Source organism: Pedobacter sp. UYP1, assembly GCF_040547305.1.
GTDB lineage: Bacteria > Bacteroidota > Bacteroidia > Sphingobacteriales > Sphingobacteriaceae > Pedobacter.
Genome location: NZ_JBEPPL010000013.1, coordinates 111,326 through 128,374, shown reverse-complemented (window position 1 = coordinate 128,374; position 17,049 = coordinate 111,326). Strand labels below are relative to the sequence as shown.

Sequence of the window (17,049 nt, the reverse complement as noted above, 5' to 3'; positions counted from 1 at the left end):
TAAAATAAATATATAAATTTATAATAATAATTTATAATATTACTATATGAAAAACATTATTACCGATTATTTACCTGAACCGAAAACAAAAGTTGTCGACGATGTACTGGTAACTTATTATGAAGGCGGAAATGCAGAGAGCACGATTATCCTCTTGCATGGCTGGCCTCAGACCTCTCATATATGGAGAAAAGTATTTAATCCACTTGCTGAAAAGCATCGCGTCATTGCGATTGACCTGCCTGGTATGGGCAATAATAACACCGCAGCACAAACAGACACAAAACACATAGCATCAATCATTAACGGTTTACAAAAAGCATTAAATATTGACAAATTTCATCTTGCCGGACATGATATCGGTGCATGGGTTGCCACTGCATTTGCTAATGATTTTGAAGAAAGACTGAAATCGCTTATTGTAATGGATGCTGGTATTCCAGGCTTAATTCCAGACGAAGTATTTGTGCCGGGAAATGCCGGAAAAATATGGCAATTTTATTTCCACTCTATTAAAGGACTACCTGAGTTTCTTATTGAGGGAAAAGAAAAAGAATATATATCATGGTATTTCACCAATAAATCAGTGATCAAAGAAGCTATTGGAGCAGAAGATATAGAACACTATTACCAAGCCTACAAGGGAAAAGAACGCCTGGCAAATGGCTTCGCTTATTACCAGGCTTTCCCGGAAAACTGCACACAGAATAATGCATGCGCGAAAGATATAGCTATACCCATATTAGCAATTGGTGGCGAAAAAGCACAAGGATTAAACATGGGTACTTCTATGAATAAAATCTCGACAAATAAGGTTACAGCAGTAAGTATTCCAGATTGTGGTCATTATATACCAGAGGAGCAACCTGAAGAATTGTTACGCGTTCTTGACAACTTTTTTATGGACATAGAGAAAGCATAACTTCAACTTCTTTCCTGCTGGAAGCATCAGCAACCATCAGGAAAGAAGTTGTTCTCACGATTTCTTTGAAGTGGTTAAAATATGTTATTTATCTAACTCTTGTTCAGTAGGGTTCGAGGGGAGAATAACAAAGATATTCCATATATCAGAAAAGGAGCCAGAAATAAACCCCAGACACCTGAATATGAGTTTCGACTATTTTCATTCATTGTTTCTTTTCACTGTCAATAATAATGGCAAATAATTACATTTGAGGGTGTACCACAAACTGTGTCACAGACGTTAAACACATAGACACTATATCTTATGGCAACACAAGACGAATTTGACTTTGAATCCTTTAAAAAGGAAGCGATCTCCGGGCTCGACTCAGGTAAGAAGATGACCGGCGCAGACGGAGTTCTAGCTCCGATGATGAAACATTTTTTGGAATCAATGATGGCCGGTGAACTGGATCATTATCTTTCTGAAAGCAAAATATTGGAGCAGCCTAATCGTAAAAATGGGAAAAGTAAGAAGACTGTTCGTAGTTTGAGTTCGGGAGAATTCGAACTGGAAACCAGTAGGGACAGACTGAGCAGATTTGAGCCAAAGATCGTCCCTAAGCGACAACTGATCATCACTGAAGAGCCTGAAGGCAACATTTTATCCATGTATGCGATGGGCATGAGCACACGTGGGATGCGAGATTATATTCAGGAAATGTATGCGATGGATATTTCTCCTGCAGAGATTTCCCAAATTACAGATAGTGTGCTTCCTGCAGTTCAGGAGTGGTGAAATCGAGCATTATAGACTGTTTACCCTTTTGTATTTCTGGATTGTATGTTCTTTAAAGTACGGGTAAATGGTACCGTGGAGAACCGTGCAATCTATAATATATTGGGTATGGACATTGAGGGCAAGAAAGACGTATTGGGTCTTTATACCTCGGAAAGTGAAGGTGCCAGGTTTTGGCTTTCTGTGCTGACTGATCTAAAAGAACGTGGCGTACATGATATACTGATTGCTTGCATTGATGGCTTGAAAGGGTTTCCTGAGGCAGTGGAAGCCATCTTTCCCAGGACCAGAGTCCAGTTATGTATTATTCACCAGATCCGCTCTTCCATGCGTTATATTCCGGAAAAAGATAAAAAAAGCGGTGATGGCAGATATGAAACCTATTTATCAGGCGACTGGCGAACAGCCGGGCTACGAAAGGCTACTTGAATTTGAAGAGAAATGGGGCAAGAAATACCCCCTAAGCTGCAAATCCTTGTTTGATAACTGGGTGAATCTCTCTGCCTTTTTTGAATATGATTATGTCATTAGAAAAATTATCTATACCACCAATCCGATTGAAGGCGTACACCGGCAAATCCGAAAAATCACGAAAACTAAAGGTGCTTTTCCATCTGAACAGGCATTGATGAAACTGATGAATCTGGTCATTAAAAACATCAATAAAAAATGGACGATGCCAATCCACAATTGGGGACTGGCATTTTCACAATTATTTATTAAATTCGGGGATAGAATCCTCCAGGAGCATAATAGCTTCTGAGAAGCATTAATTTAGTAATGACACAGTTCGTGAAACACTACCATAATAATATCCAAATATGTTTATTCTTTTAATGAAAAAATGATCAAAGTTGATGTGTAAACTTAAAAAACAATTAACAGCTAGAATCCTTTTCTATTTAACCTGCTTTTCTTTTCCAAACATCTTTTCAAAATCTTGTTTACTTTTCACATAAGATAAATAATAACCAGCATTAGAATTAAGTATATATTTCTTAAAGTCAGCTTCAGAACCATTAAAATCACCCTTATTATTTCCTTTAGCCATACTATAAAAAGTATTTAATTCTTCTTTCTTTAATTGGAAGTAAATTATGGGTACTGGTTTTTCCTTAGTTCCATAAGAGCCGTCATTAAGATCCAGTCTATTCACAGTCGCAATAATATCTCCACCTGGATTCTTAATAGCACTGGTATAATAGAAACCAAACAGATGATGTAATTCAGGATTGCTGAAAAAATAAAAAATAGAAAAGTACTTATGAAGAGAATCACTATAAAAAGTAATTTCATTTTTATAAGCGAAAGCAGTGTTGTCAGCCGACGAAGGATTAAATTTAGCCTTTACTTCAAAATAACTTATTGAGTCAGTGTATTTTTTTATATTTAAACTAACTGTATCACACTTTGACAGATATTCATCAAGATGCAAACGTCCATCATTTATAGTCGTATCAGGATTATCAAAGATATTAACTAACCAACGGCCAATATATCTACCAAAAACCAGTCCTATTGCGAGGAGGCTAATACTGGAGATCTGTAGTATTTTTTTCATATGCGGACTTGGTATTTTATGACACAAAATTTCAATTAATCATCTATATACCAAACATATATACTGTCAATTTTTAAACTTATAAATTGTTAAGGAAAATTAAAAGATGCAAACCATGCACCGCTCTTTATTAAACGGTTTTCGATCCTTAAAAAACCTTAAGTATTCATTTACATTAAATCTATAATCAGACTCATAAAAATTAGTTCCACCTCTTAACCATAATATTGGAACAGGCTTTTCATGAGAACCAAACGAAGAATCTTTTAACTCATCTAAATTAATCATTCCAGTTTTAAACCACCTCACTTTCCTTTCTCAAATCGTTCTTTAAATTCTTCTTTAGACATTACATAAGTATAATACATATATATATTGTATTTGTATTGTTCTAGAGTCGTATCGTAGTTTGTAAGAATACCATTCATATTTTTCTCAATAAGAGGATTATTTATACCCCTTACTGAAAAAACTAATATTGGATTTTCTTTGGTCCCTAACTTTGGATTTGCCAGATCTTCTTTATTTATTTTTCCATAAACTTTATTATTATCTAATTCTTTCCAAAAATCATTATATAGATCAAACATAGTAACTTGATAATATTTATTATTAAGATCATCATAAATTAACCTGTATCTTAATGTCGTTTCTTTACTACCATCCCGCCCCATATTCTTCGTTGCCATAGATATTGTGAAAGTTTTGCTCGTTACAGGTGCATCATTTGGAATATTACTTTTAACAAAATAAGGCACATTTAAAATTACCTCTGTTGAATTATTTATATAAGGTTTCAGTATACTATTTGCATCATTTTTATTAATAAAAAAATAATTATATGCGACTAATATAAGAGGCAAAATTATTACTGCACCTATAATATATCCTATATATCCACCCATGTTTTTTATCCAGTTCATATTAGTTGTTTAATGCTATAATATTTACTCCTTGTTGCTCAGTTCCATTAATAATTTTAATTGCATCAAAACCATCTACCACTGATTTAAAATAGCCATCTTCAGCCTTATTCGCATAATACTCTATTCCAAAATTCACAACAGCACCAGCTATACCGACACCTATACCAGTAAGAAACTTTGTCCAATTAAACTTAGGAACGGCCCTTCTGGTTATAAGCGCAGCAAGTCTTGTATTGGTTGCCCTGCGAGCTACCACCGCAGCCTGTTCATCTGCACCATTTGCAGCTAACCTGGCCGCCCTGGCTTCTTGCTGTGCTGCTTGATTTTCAAGATGAGCAACTTGTCTCGAATGATTAATTCTAGCTGCTTTTAAATCCGCCAATTCTTCACGCCTTGCAATTTCAATACCTACAGGCTGGTTAATAAGTTCTTGTCCAGCAGAAGACAATGCATCCCCACTCATTGTCCGTGGCTCGGCAGGCTCTCCATTGAGAATCTTTGATTGATTTTCTTGTGACTCATTTTCACCCTTAGTATAAAAAACCGCGCCAAGTCCCAAACCGACTAACGCCGCAACAGGGCTTCCCAAAAATGTAATCCCAGTAACTAAACCTTCTAAAAACTGAGAGTTTGTATGCCTGTCAATCTCTTTTTTATTATTTTCAGTGTAAATACCAGCATACTTTTGGGCGAGAACTGGGTCTGGGACAATTGAGATTATCCCACCTTTGCTACATGGCAATGTTGAAGTTTGCAGTAATGCATTTTTTCTATCAATATTTACCATACTATGAAATTGCAACCACTTACCCGATAAAGTAGCATCACAATCATGAGCTAATACATGACCTATTCCAGCACTAATAGCTCCACTCGCAGCTACAGCAGCTCCTAAAGCAACAATTCCAGGTAAAGCTGCCAAAGCTGCGCCACCTGTCCCTACCACAGCTATTACGATTAAAGCCCCCACTATAATCCCCAAACCCACTCCTAATAACATAGCTCCTAAACCAGACCAGAACTTGGCCGGATTCTTACACACGAAAGTATCACTGATTTTAAGATCCAAAATATTCAGCATCTGTCTCTCTTCACTTTTATAATTAACAGTGCTCTGATGAACAAGTTCCAATTTAAGAGGCTTTGCTACCGTCATATTCGTACAGACGACACAGGTTTTAACTGGTATAAATGATTTCCCGCTCATAAATCAACTAATTTCAATTCATAATTAACAGTGATCTGTACATTATTTTTAATTTCCTCTATAATAAGGACATTAGCCTTTTCTATTATATTCTCAGCAGTATTTAATGTATAATCATTACTGAATTTATAGTCATATCCAGTATAGCTATACCCCACATATGGTTTATATTTATCATTGTATATTGCTATAAGATCATTTTCATTAATATCGTTTTTATTTAAAGTCCCAGTTTGTTTTACCTGCATAAATCCAGGAGAATGCTGTATTACTGATTGTTCCATATTCAGCAATAGCAATCTATGATCAAACAAATTTGAAATATAATACTTTGTAAATGGTTTAAAATCTTCTTTCGAAACTAAATATTTATCAAAAATCAAATCAAAAAATATTTTAGACTCATAATCCACTAATAATAAATTATCATCATGGATCTGTTTCTCAACTGATTCTATAAAAAGGTTAATGTTTGCCCATTCTTCATCAGATTTTAAGAAGCTGAATTTCTTAGTTACGTCCCTTTTATAATTTCCCCAAGCGGTTAACATTCTGCTCTTATCTCCAATATTATACATTTTACCACTCTGCTGGTTCGGATTTATGGAAACATTGCACTTGACGATATCTACATCGCATAACAATCCTATTGCAGTTTGTAATTGAGCAGGTTCAAATTGAATAACATTTTCTATCAATTCAACATCTACATACTTCACAAACTGCGAAGTACTATTTATACCTATTAAATATTCTTGTTTAGTACTTCCGCTGCTAACTATTTCCCCATTAAACTTAGTAATGATTACTTGTTGGACTCTATATCGGTATTTTTTTAATGAAATATCCTGACTATCTGCTGACTGTTCAATTATCTCCTGTTCTGGGGTAAGAATACTCCCATTTTTCTCTTCTTCGAAAAATTTAAATCTGCTCATGTTAATTTATATTTACAGGTTGTCCTTCAATTTTTTGTTCACCCAAAGCACCACTGATTATTTCGCCACTCGACTTGGTGGTTTGCTTACTAGATTTAATTTCTATTTCAGTGTTGTCAAAAGTCCCTATACTTACCTTCGCTCCTTTCAGCGGATCAGCATTCGCATTAATAGCATCCGTACCCTGAATATTGATAACCTTACCAATTAAATCAATTGTACCGTTAGAATTGAGAGTAATACTACTTTCCCCAGATCTGATAATAACCTTCTCACCCGCTACTATCTCAACCAGCTTATTTCCATTCTTGATATCAATAAAATTAGAACCATCAGTTCCCAAATGAAGCGCATGATTCAAATCGTCAAAAGTCAAACAACTCCCCATCCTCGAACTCAACCCTTTCACATTACTATTCTTGAACCCCTTACTATCGCCATTCTTTCCATGATAAACACTCCCTAACACAACTGGCCTGGCAATATTCCCTTCCTCAAAAGCAATCATTACCTGGTCACCCTTTTCAGGGATCACATGGAAACCACGATTCGAACCTGTATCTCCACTACCCGCATTCGGACTCATCACTCTTAACCACTCGCTCGGATCATTAGTCTGGCAAGCCCACTTAAATTTCACCTTCACTCTGCCTTGCCCTTGCGGATCATCATTATCCAAAACATCAGCAAGCTGCATATCCGGATCAGGCCTTTTATAATTCTTAACAACCAGACGCTCTGTGGTAGAGACTAATCCCTCAAAAGTATTTACATAATGTCCTCTATCGTCAATGGTATGATTTACCGAGGTGATTAGAAATTTACCCAGACTTTCTGTTATAAAGGACACTTCTTGCCTGAGGCTCATGGTGATATCTACAATCGCTCCCAGCGAAACTTCCGGGTTATCACCACTCGCACTTATTTTTAACAGCTGGCTGATATTCGCTTTTTCCTCATTATCCACCAAATTCTTAATATCGCTTCCATTATCAACCCTAACCAAAGAAGGCTGATTAAAAGTCTTGCTATACGTCGTGTTTGAAGCATTAATTGCATGAACCAGATCCGGTCTGCCATCAGCCTTACCAGAACTTTCGCTTTGCAGCATCTCGTCCTGTTTTGGATTATACGCAAATCTTTTATTCTTTATGGGAGCAACTTCCATCGCATACTGTAAGCTATTTACATCCCTACCATAAAACAAACTCACTTCCTTCTGCGTATCCGGTTTACCGAAATTAAGGCTCATCCCATCGTAGAAAAACCACTCATGATACTCACCACTCAGTCGGTTCAAAAACTCAAAATCACTCTCACGATATTGAATTACATAATCTATAGGGTTTTTTCTGGTTGCGTTCGTAACTATCCGCAAATCATTATCAGGAGTATCATGTGTAGCTAACTGCACAATAGTGCTTAAATCCTTATCCAGATAAGAACCTAAATCAGGCCCGCGGTCAATGAGTATAGTCGGGCTATACCCGCTCACAACCAATACACCATGATATCCATTACTTTGTGTTAACTCGACCTTAGTGACTAAACCAGCAAAAATCTGCTGTTTGCCAAGTACATAGCCAAAAGATGCGCTTAATGTCTTACCCACAAAGTCCCTGCTATTGTCCAGATTGATTAACCCTGGCGCTCCCATTTCATCATGATTAAACCTAAGTTCAAAATAATGGTGCGCATTAAAATGTTGTTGAAGAGTGAAAGAGCTAAAATGAGAAATAGTCTTATCCCCTATACTGATCTCCTTGATTAAATTATTTTCCATGTTTCGAGCGCTGCCTCTCAGCAGATTAAATATTTGGTAATCCACACAAACCAATTATCGTTCCAAAACAGAAATAAATTACAATATTAATTAACTACTCATTAATACAAGCTTAAAACAATTAGCATATAAACTAAGGACAAATAAAGCATCAATTACAGCGACGGCCGGAGTGTCAGATAAAACGGGGCTTCCTGGTCTTGCCTGTTTTGACTTTTAATAATCTCTGCAGCAATAGTTCCCATCATTTTAAAATCAGTAGAAATTGTTGTAATTCCGTTCAGTAAAAACTTCTTCAGTGGCGTTTCATTGTAAGAAATTACCCCTACATCTTTCCCCATCTGTAAATCCATTGACAAAATCCTTTCAATCAAAACTACCAGGTCATCTTCCATCAAGTTAATATAAGCCTCCCCAGATTGAATAACTTCATTTTCCACATCGCTAACTACCAAATGATTAAAAGCATACTGCTGACAGAACCTTCTGAATCCATCTATAATCTCATTTGGGAAATAACTCTTTTGAGGAAATATCAATTTTAAAGTATGATACTTTTCCAGTTGTTCCTTTGCCTGGATCAAGGCTCTGTAAATATCCTTCTCAAAATTCTCATAAACCGCGGAATAATTACCAACCACGCCTGGCACTTTTTTATCCAGCAGAATTAACTTTTCAGTAGGGATCGTATTGATAATCTGATGTGCATCTTCCCCTCCCTCTACAAAATGCGGAATGATTACATAATGAGAATATTCAGTCCTCTTATTCAGGATCAGCTTTTTAAAGATTGAAAAATCATTGTTATAAATGTAAAAATCAATTAAAGCATCATCCCCAAGCGCAGCGACAAAAGAATCATAAATGATCTTTTTATGTACAGACAGCTTATTAAACAATAAGAATATTTTTATCTTTTTCTTGAATTCTGTATTATCAATATAAAACCCTTTTCCAGGAACTGATAGGATCACCCCCTGTTTCTTTAGATACTTATACCCTTTCTCTGCCGTATCACGGGATATCTCCAGCACACTGCTTAACTCATTAATAGAAGGAAGGATATCATTCTTATTCAAAATACCATCCTCTATCGCTTCAATAATAGAATCACTAAGCTGTAAATACTTAGGCGTTGCAGAATATTCATCTACATGTATAAACTTAAAAAAATCGGCTGTCTTCATGGTTACAATGAATAAATATAAAACCTTTTAGTATAGTTAGTATAAAATAATCCCCGTCCCTTTACAGGACGGGAATTATTTCTATAAAAGCTACTTTATTGCATATTCAAATTGATAAGTTCCTGAACCTGCATTGAATGCTACGTCATTTCCCTGGTTAGAAACCTTAACAATCCCCTTTACATCTTTCAAAGCAGTACCGCTTTCCGTAACTGCAGCCTCAGCAGCCCCGGGCAATTTGATCAACGCAGTTGTATTTGGAGGAATAACCACCTTTAATTTAAACTGTCGACCTTCTATTTTCCAGTCACTCACCGTCAAACCATACAAAGTTTCAAGTTTTGCAGCTGCCTGCGTAATCTTCCCACCAGGTTGCGGAGCGATAATTATCTTCTTATAACCAGGCTCAGACTCGTCTGTATCCAAACCAGCCATTACTCTGTACATCCAGTCGCCAATTGCACCATAAGCATAATGGTTAAATGAATTCATTCCTGTAGTTTGGAAACTGCCATCAGGTTTAATCCCATCCCAGCGTTCCCAGATGGTAGTGGCGCCCATTTTCACCGGATATAACCACGAAGGATAAGTTTCCTGCAACAGCAGGTTATAAGCTACATCTGTACGACCAAAGCGCGTGAGTACATGGCAAAGGTATGGCGTACCTAAAAATCCGGTCGTCAAGTGATTACCGTAACTCTCTATATTTTTCACCAGAAAGTCTACCGCTTGTTGTCTTAAATTCTCCGGTAACATATCAAAATTCAAAGCAAGCACATAAGCCGTCTGAGACCCTGAAACTAACCGGCCACCTGGTGTAGTATATTCTTTAACGAATGCTTTTTTGATCCGATCCAGTAACTCCGTATATTTCTCTTCCTCATCTTTCTTACCCAACACTTTCGCTGTATTGACCAGCAACTGTGTAGAATGTGCATAGAAAGCCTGCGCAATTAAATACTTATCAGTAATTGCAGAGCGGCCATCATTGTCATCTTCCGGGCGATAAAACAACCAGTCGCCAAAATGGAAACCCGTGTTCCAAAGGTCATTTTTACTCTTGCTTGTCATAAAATCTACCCATGCTTTCATACTTGGATACTGCGTAGCTAAAACTTGTTTGTCCCCATAAGCGACATACATATTCCAGGGTATAATCGTGGCCACATCACCCCAGCCCGTTGAACCAGCATCATTTTGAGTTAACACATTAGGAATCACAAAAGGCACACTTCCATTAGCCAGCTGATCTGAAGCTACATCTTTCATCCACTTCGTGAAAAATCCAGCTACATCCATATTAAAAGCCGCAGTACGGAAAAACACCTGTGCATCTCCCGTCCAGCCTAGACGTTCATCACGCTGTGGACAATCTGTAGGCACATCCATAAAATTACCTTTCTGTCCCCACTGTATATTATGCTGCAATTGATTTAAAAGCGGATTCGAACTTGTAAATGTTCCTGTAGGATCCATATCTGAATAAACAGCTATCGCTTTAAAAGCAGAAGGGTCAATATGCGCAGTATTTCCTGTTAATTTTACATAACGGAAACCCTGATATGTAAAATGAGGTTCATAACTCTCTAAACCAACCCCTTTAAAAATATACTTCACGTGCTGTTTAGCCTTCCTTAAATTAGCATCATAAAAATTGCCTGCTTTATCCAGTACTTCTCCATGTTCCAGCTTAATAAATGATCCAGCTTTTCCGCTCAATTTGAAAGAAACCCAACCCACCACATTCTGGCCAAAGTCTAGTACGGTTTCACCTTTTGGCGTTTTAATCACTTTAACCACGCTAAACTGCTCATGTTTACTGGCAAGCGGACTAATGCTACTCTCTAATATCTCTTTACCAGGCGCAATAATTTGCGCATTTTTCCAGCCTGCATCCTTATAATTCACAGTCGCCCAGCCCGGTTTTTCAAACTTGGCGTCATAAATTTCTCCGTTATACAAATCAGAGAAACGAACGGGCCCGGTGCTGTATTTCCAGCTGCCATCACTGTTGATGATTTTTTTAGTGCCATCGGTATACTCGACTACCAGCTGTACTAAACCGCTTAAATGTTTGCCATAGAATGAACGCTTACCATCAAAGGCAAGATACCCGCGGTACCAGCCATCACCCAATGTAAAACCAATTGCATTCTGCCCATCTTTCAGCAAATTCGTCACCTCATAACTTTGATATAACAAACGCTTATGATAACTCGTCCAGCCAGGCGCCAGATGATCATGGCTCACCCGTTTCCCATTGATTTGTGCTTCATATAAACCATGCGCAGAAATATAAAGCACAGCTGATTTTACTTTACCAGCTGTAGCAAACACTTTTCTGAAGATAGGACTTGGCCCTTCAAGTGTATCTGCAAGCGAACTGGTGATCCACTGCGCCGACCAGTCATCTGGATTCAGCAAGCCCGTATGCCAGGAGCTAATTGCACTCCATCCGGACTCATTGCCCTGGTTGTCCTTAATTTTAACCTGCCAATAATAACGCGTATCAGATTTTAACTGTTTCCCCGCATACCGTAAAAAAACAGAGGCATCACTTTTTTGGGTTCCACTATCCCATACCGAAGATTGACCAGCTAATAAGCCAGCAGAATCTGTTCCTACTCTAATCTGATAAGCACTCTGCATCACATTGCGCTGAGCAGAATTCATCTTCCAGCTTAAACGCGGTGCAGCCGCTTCTATTCCCATTGGATTTTTCAAATATTCAGTTCTTAAATCCGTAACGCCTAATTTTTGAGCAGTTGCCGGTAAATCAAGCAGACAGCAACCAATTGCAATTCCTATATAATAATTTCTCATAGCTGATTATTGAGGGTTTTGAGTTAGATTATCCAGATTCACCTCTCTTTGAGGGATCGGTAACAAGAGTTTATTCGCGTTTAAAATATAAGAACCAGAAGGAATATTAGGTTTATGCGCAATTTCATATTGTCCATGCGCAGCCATTACCTCTACCGCTTTTCCCGAACGTACCAGATCATACCACCGCTGATTCTCGAAAGCCAGTTCAACTCTTCTTTCTTGTAGAATAGCTGTTCTGAAAGCCTGCTGACTATCTACGCTTAAAGCAGCAACAGCGTTTCCAGTAGTTTTTGCAGGCAATCCTGCCCTGGTACGGATTTGATTTAATAAAGTAAACTGTTCTCCGCCCGCAGCAAATCCCTGTTCGTTTAAACATTCGGAAATCATCAGCAGCACATCTGCATACCTGATTACCGGGAAATTATCATTTGTACGTCCCCGGTCAATAATCCCATGATTGTATTTTTTAACGTAAGGAATATTCACAAACTTTCCTCCTGCATCTGTAAAACCCACCGCTAAAGAAGCATCCTTCCGTAAATCACCAGTTTCATAAGCGTCGATCATATCTTGTGTAGGAATATTCCAGCCACTACTTCCATTCAATGAAGTCGCCGGATCTCCGGTGATGACACTGCCAGAATTCCAGGGCGCAAACTGATATAGAAAATCACTCGACAACCCTGGCTGTGATCCAAGATACTGAATCTCAAAAACAGATTCACTGTTGTTTTTATTTGCAGGCAGAAAAATATCCTTATACACAGGGATAAGGCTATAACCTAATTGCTGTACCTTTCTCAAAGGAACCAGTGCCTCAGCAAATTTCTTTTGTGTCATGTATAATTTGGCCAGTAAAGCCAAAGCTGCACCTTGTGTAGCTCTTCCAGCCTCAATGCTGGTATATTTAACAGGCAATTTAGTAGCCGCAGCAGTCAGATCTGTAACGATTTGCGTATATACCTCTTCTACGGAAGCTCTCCCTTTAGAACGCGCATCGTCCGGAGACTGACTTGGAACCAACCTTAATGGTACTCCACCAAACTGTCTCACTAAATTGAAATAATGGAAAGCTCTTAAAAACAAAGCCTCTCCTGTAAACTGATTTTTTAGATCAGCAGACATGGTTACCCCATCTATTCTGGCCAGGATTTCATTGCAACGTAAAATGCCTGTATAATTTTGCTGCCAATAGCCCTGCAAAGGTTCGGCCGTCGCCCCAATCAGAAACTCGTCCATGAACTCGCGCTGTTCAGAACCTCTATCTGCTGGATTATATTGATAAGTTGTATTATCAGATCTCATTTCACCAAATAGCCAGTAATTTACTCTTCCCATATCACTTACAGAAGAGTAAGCTCCACTAACAGCCTGTTTAAAATCTGCCTCCGTTTTGTAAAAATTAACGCCCGGTAAAGAAGCTTCCGGAGTTTGGTCCAGAAAAGCCTTTTTACAACCTGATACCGATAAACTGATCAGCAGTACCCCGGCTATGCTATATTTTTTATAATTTCTCATGATTGACAAAAGATTAAAATGTTAAGTTCAGTCCTAGTGTGAAAGTTCTTGGTAGCGGATAATTCGTAAAATCCTCTCCAGGAACCAATGCACTGCTCACCGCATTTCCTGAAATCGTGTTCCGGCTCACTTCTGGATTCGCACCACTATACTTGGTGAAAGTTGCCAGGTTCTGAATGCTGGAATAAATTCTTGCTGCTTTAATCACTTTAGATGCGCGCAGCAATCTTTCGCCAAAACGATAACCGAAAGTTATATTCTGGATACGCATATAACTCGCACTTTCTACCCACGAAGAATTCACATCGCGATAAATCACCCTTGATCCATTCGTAGTTGGTGTAACTCCATCACCCGGATTTTCTGGTGAACGGTATCTGTTCAGCACTTTTCTGTCTACATTGAAAATACCGTCAATATTCAGCAAATACTGATTCGCGGTTTTTAAGATCTGTCCACCCTGAGAGCCAACAAGCAATATATTCAAGTCAAATCCTTTGTAACCAAATGTATTGGTCAAACCCCAGGTAAAATTGGGTTGAGGTGAGCCGATTACTGCAAAATCTTTTACAGGCTCAATGATCCCATTGCCATCTACATCTTTATATTTTACAGACCCCACTACAGAAGTTACATGCTTAGGCGAGTTGTTCAAATCTGCCTGATCTTTATAAATGCCCTCCAGGATATATCCGTAAAATTCACCTACAGGATGCCCTACTTGCGTAATATGCTGATAAGAACCTTCCCCACTTCTGCCGCTGTAAATCGGGTCGTTATTTTCATTTAAGGCTAATACCTTATTCCTGTTAAATGCGATGTTAGCACTGGTATTCCAGGTAAATGTACCTTCCAGATTTTTAGACGTTAACCCAAATTCAAATCCTTGATTCTGAATCTTACCAGAGTTAATAATCGCATTTGAATAACCAGACGACAAAGGAATCTCACTGTTATATAACATCCCTTTAGTTATCCTTTTATAGTAATCTATATTAAATGATAATCGGTTCTTTAAAATCCCCAGATCAATACCGGCATCCAGTTGTGAAGACTCTTCCCAGGTCAGGTTTGGATTATTTAAAGAAGTAGGAACACGGCCGCTGGAAAGCTGACCACCAAACACATAGTTCGATGAACCTATATTCGTGATATAGGTATAATTTCCAATGTTATAATTACCAGATAGTCCATAAGTTGCTCTCAATTTCAAATCGCTGATCCACGTTGATTTCTTCAGGAATTCCTCTTCCGAAGCTCTCCATGCAAAAGCAGCCGAAGGGAATGTTCCATATCTTTTGTTGCTGCCAAAACGTGATGAACCATCCGTACGCACTGTAGCGGTAAACAGGTACTTATCTTTATAAGAATAATTAGCACGCGCCAGATATGAAATGATAGACCATTTTTGCACATCAGCATTAAACCCGCTGATAATAGAAGCCGCATTGATCGTCTGTATTTTATCATCCGGATAGTTATCCGCGAATAAATACAGGCTTTCTGCACGCTCTTTTTGTGCACTATAACCAACCACCACATTCAGGCGATGATCCTTACCGAATGACTTATCGTAAGTCAGTACCGCCTCAGATAACCAGTTAAAACTTGTTGACTTATTGGTCGTAGAATTTGGCACCGATGGCGGAGGTGAATTTACACCACCAACAAACGAAGGATTAAAAACAAAGGAAGAGCTGTTCGTATAATCTACATTAAAACTATACCTCAACTTTAAACCATCCAGAATCTGATATTCAGCGAAAGCAGTTCCAAGCCCCCTGAAATCCTTCGATCTCGTGCCTCCATACTCCAAACTGTTCAATGGATTAGGGCCAGCATACATACCCGGAGAACTCACATAGGGCGTCCGGTTACCATTTGCATCTGTTAAAGGAACCAGTGGACTTAACCACAAACTTCTGCTTAAGACATCTACAAACTCATTTTCAAAATTATTCAGATCACGCACACTATTCGTTGGTGCCAGGTTAAGTCCTATTTTTAATTTCTTACCGATTTTACTTTCCGTATTCATGCGGATCGCATAGCGTTGAAATCCAGTATAACGTATTGTACCCTCCTGATTCAGATAACCAAGAGAAAAGTTATACTTTGTATTTTCAGAACCTCCGCTAATACTTGCATCCAGATTGCTCATCGGTGCATCATGGATAATTTCATTATACCAGTTTGTACCAGCACCGTATTGTGAAGGATTACGGAAAGCTTCTGGAATATCTGCATCAGTAGCGACCAAACCTCTGGAAGCAAAATCATCCACAATTATATCTTTTCTGAATTGAGCAAACTCAGTTCCGTTCAGCATTTGCGGCCTCCCTTTCTGAGGAACCTGCTGAATCCCCGTATAAGCACTTATATTGACTACCGGAGTGCCTTTTACACCTTGTTTAGTTGTAATCACAATTACTCCGTTAGAGCCCCTTGACCCATAAATAGCAGTCGAGGATGCATCTTTCAATACGGTAATTGATTCAATATCATTCGGATTAATTACATTCAAAGGATTAGAAACCTGCCCGGAAGTGTTTGAAATCGGATAACCATCCACTACAAATAAAGGATTATCTCCGGCGCCGATAGAACCGGATCCCCTGATTTTAATAGACGTACCGCCCCCTGGAGTTCCTGTAGTTGTACTGATCTGAACTCCGGGAATCTGCCCTTTCAACTTCTGATCCACAGAACTTACAGGCAAATCTTTAATTTGTGCTGCCGAAACTGTAGCTACAGCCCCAGTAGCATCTTTTTTAGTCGTTGTTCCATAGCCAATAACCACTACTTCATCTAACTTCTGATTATTAGAAACAAGCTTTGCATTTAAGTTAGGATTACCAGTAAAAGTTAGCCTGGCTTCTGTATAACCTATATAGCTAAAAACAAGTATCGCATTCTCCGCAGCTTTTAAAGCATATTCTCCATTTGAATTGGTGGTAGTTCCGGCAGTTGAACCCAAGACTTTGATCGTTACTCCGGGCAACGGGCTGCCATCACTTTGATCTGTGACCTTACCGGTCACAGTTTTCTGCTGAGAAAAGACATTTGTACTATTGTAAAGTGTAAACAACAGTACACAAATCAGCGCAGAAAAGAACTTTTGTAAATTTCTCTCCATTGTCATATGTGTTTTATATTTGGTTGTTCTAAAGTAAATCAACCCCTGCTGATCGGCAACCTGCTCTATCCTGTAAATAGGCTTTTATTTACATTTAAAAGGTTTTAATTAAAAAGGGGAAGACAATTTAATGACTTCCCATTTTACTGATTTTTGAAATTAAGAGATGAATTCTGAATTCAGTAAACCGGATTCAGAACTTGCGTTAGCGGATTTAGAACTTGTGTTACCGGATTTAGAACTTGCGTTAGCGGATTCAGAACTT

The 17,049-nt window shown here is 38.3% G+C and carries 11 protein-coding genes and 1 pseudogene; 2 read left to right on the top strand and 10 right to left on the bottom strand.

What is annotated here, in order from left to right; all coding sequences use genetic code 11:
* The first annotated feature begins 46 nt into the window (after nt 1-46).
* Nucleotides 47-922: an alpha/beta fold hydrolase gene (locus ABIB30_RS21190; RefSeq protein WP_354305045.1), complete on the top strand. Its 876-nt coding sequence runs from the start codon at nt 47-49 to the stop codon at nt 920-922.
* A gap of 306 nt (nt 923-1,228) precedes the next feature.
* Nucleotides 1,229-2,465 (top strand): annotated as a pseudogene (locus tag ABIB30_RS21185) (IS256 family transposase).
* A gap of 135 nt (nt 2,466-2,600) precedes the next feature.
* Here the strand turns inward: ABIB30_RS21185 and ABIB30_RS21180 are convergent.
* From ABIB30_RS21180 to ABIB30_RS21140, 10 genes are all read right to left on the bottom strand, one after another.
* The gene (locus ABIB30_RS21180) at nt 2,601-3,263 is read right to left on the bottom strand and encodes a DUF8188 family protein (protein ID WP_354305044.1); all 663 of its coding nucleotides are present in this window, start codon (nt 3,261-3,263) and stop codon (nt 2,601-2,603) included.
* 99 nt (nt 3,264-3,362) lie between these two features.
* Complete coding sequence (locus ABIB30_RS27270) at nt 3,363-3,551, bottom strand: DUF8188 family protein (protein WP_502931096.1); 189 nt, start codon at nt 3,549-3,551, stop codon at nt 3,363-3,365.
* Between the two features lie 17 nt (nt 3,552-3,568).
* Complete coding sequence (locus ABIB30_RS21175) at nt 3,569-4,186, bottom strand: DUF8188 family protein (RefSeq protein ID WP_354305043.1); 618 nt, start codon at nt 4,184-4,186, stop codon at nt 3,569-3,571.
* 1 nt (nt 4,187) lies between these two features.
* A complete protein-coding gene (locus ABIB30_RS21170; RefSeq protein WP_354305042.1) occupies nt 4,188-5,396 on the bottom strand; it encodes a PAAR-like protein in 1,209 nt (402 codons plus the stop codon).
* Nucleotides 5,393-6,334 (bottom strand): hypothetical protein, encoded by a 942-nt coding sequence (locus tag ABIB30_RS21165; RefSeq protein WP_354305041.1) that lies wholly within the window; start codon nt 6,332-6,334, stop codon nt 5,393-5,395. The genes ABIB30_RS21170 and ABIB30_RS21165 overlap by 4 nt, the downstream gene beginning before the upstream one ends.
* A gap of 1 nt (nt 6,335) precedes the next feature.
* Nucleotides 6,336-8,117, bottom strand: a complete 1,782-nt coding sequence (locus ABIB30_RS21160; protein WP_354305040.1) for a type VI secretion system Vgr family protein — start codon at nt 8,115-8,117, stop codon at nt 6,336-6,338.
* Nucleotides 8,118-8,272: 155 nt separating this feature from the next.
* Nucleotides 8,273-9,304 (bottom strand): GntR family transcriptional regulator, encoded by a 1,032-nt coding sequence (locus tag ABIB30_RS21155; protein WP_183865663.1) that lies wholly within the window; start codon nt 9,302-9,304, stop codon nt 8,273-8,275.
* Between the two features lie 90 nt (nt 9,305-9,394).
* Complete coding sequence (locus ABIB30_RS21150; RefSeq protein WP_354305039.1) at nt 9,395-12,127, bottom strand: family 78 glycoside hydrolase catalytic domain; 2,733 nt, start codon at nt 12,125-12,127, stop codon at nt 9,395-9,397.
* Nucleotides 12,128-12,133: 6 nt separating this feature from the next.
* The gene (locus tag ABIB30_RS21145) at nt 12,134-13,648 is read right to left on the bottom strand and encodes a RagB/SusD family nutrient uptake outer membrane protein (protein ID WP_354305038.1); all 1,515 of its coding nucleotides are present in this window, start codon (nt 13,646-13,648) and stop codon (nt 12,134-12,136) included.
* A gap of 13 nt (nt 13,649-13,661) precedes the next feature.
* The gene (locus ABIB30_RS21140; RefSeq protein WP_354305037.1) at nt 13,662-16,784 is read right to left on the bottom strand and encodes a SusC/RagA family TonB-linked outer membrane protein; all 3,123 of its coding nucleotides are present in this window, start codon (nt 16,782-16,784) and stop codon (nt 13,662-13,664) included.
* Between the last annotated feature and the right edge of the window lie 265 nt (nt 16,785-17,049).